The sequence below is a fragment of the Streptomyces sp. NPDC052101 genome, assembly GCF_040680235.1.
Taxonomy (GTDB): domain Bacteria; phylum Actinomycetota; class Actinomycetes; order Streptomycetales; family Streptomycetaceae; genus Streptomyces.
Map to the genome: position 1 here is coordinate 1 of NZ_JBFAWH010000094.1, position 4,974 is coordinate 4,974.

A 4,974-nucleotide genomic window follows, 5' to 3' on the forward strand; every position below is an offset into this window, starting at 1 on the left:
ACCCGGACCGGCGTTCTTCCGGCAGCGGCTCAGATGATGCCCTCCGCGAGTTCGGCCTGGTCGCGGTCGCTGCCGTACGCGGCGGCGGTGGGCGTGCCGTACGAGCGGCGGGCGACGTACCACCAGACGCTCGCCAGGACCAGGACGACGGCGAGGGCGACCGAGGCGTAGTTCATCGTGTCGACGGTGACCGGCGAGGCCTGCGGCAGGCAGAACAGCACGGTCACGGCGGCCACCCAGACCACCGCGATCCAGCCGATCGGCCGGCTCCAGCGCCCCAGATGCCAGGGCCCCCGCTGGAAGCGGTCGCCCGCGCGCAGCCGCAGCAGCACCGGGATGGCGTAGGCGGGGGTGATACCGATGACGTTGATGGCGGTCACCGCGTTGTACGCCGTCGCCGAGTACAGGGACGGCAGGGCGAGGACGCCCGCCACGATGACGGCCAGCCAGACGGCGGCCACCGGCGTCTGGGTGCGGCTGCTCACCTTGCGCCACAGGTGCGAGCCGGGCAGCGCGCCGTCGCGGCTGAACGCGAACACCATCCGGCTGGCCGCGGCGACCTCCGCGTTGCCGCAGAACAGCTGGGCGATGATCACCACCAGGAGCAGCGCGCTCGCGCCGCCGGTGCCGAGGGCGTCGAGCAGGATCCGCGCGGGCGGCACCCCGGTGTCGGTGGTGCGCGTGGCGTCGTAGTCCTGGATGGCGAAGGTCAGACCGGCGAGCAGCACGAAGCCGGCGATCCAGGACGCCCAGATGGACCGCACGATGCCGCGCGCCGCCGACACCGAGGCCTGCGAGGTCTCCTCCGACAGATGGGCGGAGGCGTCGTAGCCGGAGAAGGTGTACTGCGCGAGCAGCAGGCCGATCGCCGCCACGTAGACCGGGTTGTGCCAGCCGGTCTCGTTGACGAACTTCGTGAACACGAAGGACGCCGACCGGTGGTGGTCGGGGACGATCGCGAGGGCCCCGACGATGAGTGCGACGCCCGCCAGATGCCACCACACGCTGACCGAGTTGAGCAGGCTGACCAGGTGGACGCCGAACAGGTTCAGCACCGCGTGCAGCAGCAGGATGGCGCAGAAGATCAGCATGGTCTTGCCGGGCGTCGGCGTGAAGCCCCACTGCAGGTTCGCGAACGCCCCGGTGAACAGGGCGGCGCCGTAGTCGATGCCGGCGATCGCCCCGAGCAGACCGAGCAGATTCAGCCAGCCCGTGTACCAGCCCCAGCGCCGGCCGCCGAGCCGGTCGGCCATGTAGTACAGCGCGCCGGAGGTCGGATAGGCGCTGGTGACCTCGGCGAGGGCGAGGCCGACGCACAGCACGAACAGGCCGACGCCCGCCCAGCCCCACAGCATCACGGCGGGGCCGCCCGTGTTCAGGCCGAAGCCGTACAGGGTCATGCAGCCGGACAGGACCGAGATCACCGAGAAGCTGATCGCGAAGTTGCCGAAGCCGCCCATGCGGCGGGCCAGCACCGGCCGGTAGCCGAGTTCGCGCAGCCGCTGCTCCTCGTCCTGCTGGGGCAGGCCCGGGGCGGGCGAGGGATCGGGGGTGGCGGACATGCGAGGACCTCCTGGTCAAGGAGCGGGGGGACAGGGCACGTTCAGGGGACGTTCACGGGCGGGAGCCGTCCGCGGCCGCCCGGCAGCGCTCCCGGGCCTGGGTGAAGACCTCCACGGCACGGCCCCGGTCGGACGTGCGGTACATCCAGGGCGGCGGTGTGAAGTACGGGCCGATGGCGTCGAACACCCGCGCCGCGTCGGGGAACTGCAGCGAGCCCCACAGGGCGTGCGCCAGATGGTTGAGATCCGGCAGGGAGCGCTCGGCGCGGTGCGTCCGCTCGAACCAGGAGTGCAGCGCCCGCTCCGCCTCGCGCGCTGCGTCCTCCGCCACCCAGTGCAGGTCGAGCGCCGCGTCGTGCCCGCTGTCGCGCCGGTAGCGCTCGACCCGGACGTACAGCGGCAGCACATGCAGCGCGGAACCGGCCGGTGCCTGCCCGGCGGCCCACTGCGCATAACCGGCGGCCTCGGCGAGCCGGCCCGTGCCGCCGCGCGCGTACAGGAACTGGAGCATCCGGTGGTGGGCCTCGCGGTTGTACGGGTCGCGCCGGCCGGCCTCGGCCAGCAGCCCCCAGGGACCGGGCGGCAGCATCGGCTCGGGCGCGGGTGCCCGGTGCTCCTCCCAGCGCTGCTCCGGATCCAGCTGGGCCAGCGCCAGCAGGCACACCCACGGGACCGGGTCCCGCGGCGCGATCCGGGTGGCGGACTGGGCGGCGTCCCAGGCCTCGATCCACAGCTCATGGGTACGGCGGTGCTTCTCCCGCTGCGCCCGCAGCGCCCGCTCCACACCGACCCGGGCGTGCATCACCGCCGCGTGCACGCTGTCCGGCTCCTCGGCGAGCCATGCGCGCACCACGTCGGTGCCGGCCGCGGCCGCCGCGAGCACCTGGGTGCGCTGGGTCCACTGCCACCCCCGCGCGGTGTCCGCGAGCAGCGCGCGCATGGCCATCCAGCGGCCGGTGCGCAGGTCCTGGAGCGCGGTGCGCAGGGCGTGGTCGGGGCCGGCGGGGTCGTAGGAGGGACGGGGTCCTTCTCTGGCCATCAGCCGTCCGCCCCGGGCCACGGGCGCACGGGCGAGCTGGCGGGGTGGCGTGGCAACAGCCCTCCTGTGGGCGGAGATCGAGGTGTGGGGCGCTCGTCGGCGGTCACTATAGAGGCGTGTGTTCCGCCTTGCCATTGTTGCCAACTCAACCATTTATTCAGGCAAGTTGAATGCCCGGGGGTCCTTGACGCCGTCTCGTCTCGGCGGCAGGCTGGCGCGGTGATCTTCAAAGGCGCCGGAGTGCGTGCGGAGCGGGTCTTCGGTACGGGGCAGTGGGAGAAGGCGCGATGACGGGTCCGGTGCTCGCCGTCGACCAGGGCACGTCCGGCACCAAGGCCCTCGTGGTCTGCCCGGAACGCGGCGTCCTGGGCTCCGGCTTCACCGAGGTCCACCCCCGGTATCTGCCCGGCGGACTGGTCGAGGCGGACCCCGCCGAACTGTACGACTCCGTGGTCGACGCCGGCCGGCAGGCGCTCGCCGAGGCCGGCACGGAGGTCGTGGCGCTGGGGCTGGCCAACCAGGGCGAGACCGTCCTCGCCTGGGACCCGGCCGACGGCCGCCCGCTCACCGACGCCCTGGTGTGGCAGGACCGGCGCGCCGAGACCGTGTGCACCGAACTCGCCGCGCACGCCGAGGAGTTGCGGCAACTCACCGGACTGCCCCTCGACCCGTACTTCGCCGCGCCCAAGATGGCCTGGATCCGCCGCCACCTCACCGGCGAGGGCGTCGTCACCACCTCCGACGCCTGGCTCGTCCACCGCCTCACCGGCGCCTATGTCACCGACGCCGCGACGGCCGGCCGCACCCAGCTCCTCGGCCTGGACCGCGCCGAGTGGTCCCCGAGGGCGCTGGACGTCTACGGCCTGTCCGGCGAACGGCTCCCGCAGGTGGTCGACAACGTCCAGCACATCGGCACCACCACGGCGTTCGGCCCCGAGATCCCGCTCACCGGACTCATCGTCGACCAGCAGGCCGCCCTGCTCGCCCAGCGCATCACCGCGCCCGGCGCCGCCAAGTGCACCTACGGCACCGGCGCGTTCCTGCTCGCACACACCGGCGAGAGCCCCCGGCGCGGCACCTCCGGCCTGGTCAGCTGCGTGGCCTGGCGGCTCGCCGGAAGCACCGGCTACTGCCTGGACGGCCAGGTCTACACCGCTGCCTCCGCCGTCCGCTGGCTCACCGGCCTCGGGATCATCTCCTCCGCCGCAGACCTCGACCCCGTCGGCGGCGCCGTCCCCGACAGCGGCGGCGTCACCTTCGTGCCCGCCCTCGCCGGACTCGCCGCCCCGTGGTGGCGCGGCGACCTGCGCGGCTCGCTCACCGGACTCGGCCTGGACACCGGCCCCGGCCATGTGGTGCGCGCCCTGTGCGAGGGCATCGCCGCCCAGGTCGCCGAACTCGCCGACGCGGCCGCCGCCGACCTCGGCGCCCCGCTGGACACGCTCCGCGTCGACGGCGGTCTGACCCGCTCGGCCCTGCTCATGCAGACCCAGGCCGACCTGCTGCAACGCCCCGTCGAGGTGTCCGCGCTGCCCGAGGCGACCGCTCTCGGCGCGGCCGCCCTCGCCCGCCTCGGCGCGGACCGTACCCTGAGCGTGGAACAGGCCCTGCCCGACTGGAAGCCCGCCGCCGTGTACGAACCCCGCATCAGCGCCGACGAGGCCGCCGGGCACCGCGCCCGATTCCGCACCGCCGTGGCCACCCTCATCGGCTGATGACCGTCAGCGCGGAGGGCCCGCTGCCCCCACGGACGTACGACGTCGCGATCGTCGGCGCCGGGGTCGTCGGCTGCGCCCTCGCCCGCGAACTCGCCCGCCACCCCCGCCTGGGCATCGCCCTCGTCGAGGCCCAGGACGACGTCGGCCAGGGCACCTCCAAGGCCAACACCGCGATCCTGCACACCGGTTTCGACGCCGCCCCCGGGACCCTGGAGGCCCGGCTGGTCCGCGAGGGCTACGCACGGCTCGGCGCCTACGCGGCCCGGTCCGGCATCCCCGTCGAACGCGTCGGCGCCCTGCTGGTCGCCTGGGACGAGGACCAGCTGGCCGCCCTGCCCCGGCTCGCCGAGAAGGCCGAGCGGGGCGGCTACCACGAGACGCGCCCGCTGGACCCCGCCGAGCTGTACGCCCGCGAACCCCACCTCGGCCCCGGAGCGCTCGGCGCCCTGCACGTGCCCGGCGAGAGCATCATCTGTCCCTGGACGACGACACTGGCGTACGCCACCCAGGCCGTGCGCGCCGGAGTGGACCTGCACCTGAACACCGCCGTGCAGCAGGCGAGTCACACACCGCACGGCCACCGCCTGACCACCTCCCGCGGCACCCTGCACGCCCGTCACCTCGTCAACGCGGCCGGACTGCACGCCGACACCGT

At 74.0% G+C, this 4,974-nt stretch carries 4 protein-coding genes; 2 read left to right on the forward strand and 2 right to left on the reverse strand.

All coding sequences use genetic code 11. The features are described 5' to 3' along the window. Positions 1 to 29 precede the first annotated feature (29 nt). Complete coding sequence (locus AB0L75_RS43780) at positions 30 to 1,562, reverse strand: amino acid permease (RefSeq protein ID WP_365191885.1); 1,533 nt, start codon at positions 1,560 to 1,562, stop codon at positions 30 to 32. A gap of 52 nt (positions 1,563 to 1,614) precedes the next feature. Then, positions 1,615 to 2,601 carry a hypothetical protein gene (locus tag AB0L75_RS43785; protein WP_365191886.1) on the reverse strand — a complete coding sequence of 329 codons (987 nt, stop codon included), beginning with the start codon at positions 2,599 to 2,601 and terminating at the stop codon, positions 1,615 to 1,617. Between the two features lie 287 nt (positions 2,602 to 2,888). On the opposite strand from AB0L75_RS43785, the gene AB0L75_RS43790 reads away from it, so the two are divergent. Further along, on the forward strand, positions 2,889 to 4,316 hold the full coding sequence (locus tag AB0L75_RS43790) for an FGGY family carbohydrate kinase (protein ID WP_365191887.1): 1,428 nt from the start codon (positions 2,889 to 2,891) through the stop codon (positions 4,314 to 4,316). Then, a partial coding sequence (locus AB0L75_RS43795; protein WP_365191888.1) for an FAD-dependent oxidoreductase occupies positions 4,316 to 4,974 on the forward strand: 659 nt, incomplete at its 3' end. The genes AB0L75_RS43790 and AB0L75_RS43795, both read left to right, overlap by 1 nt.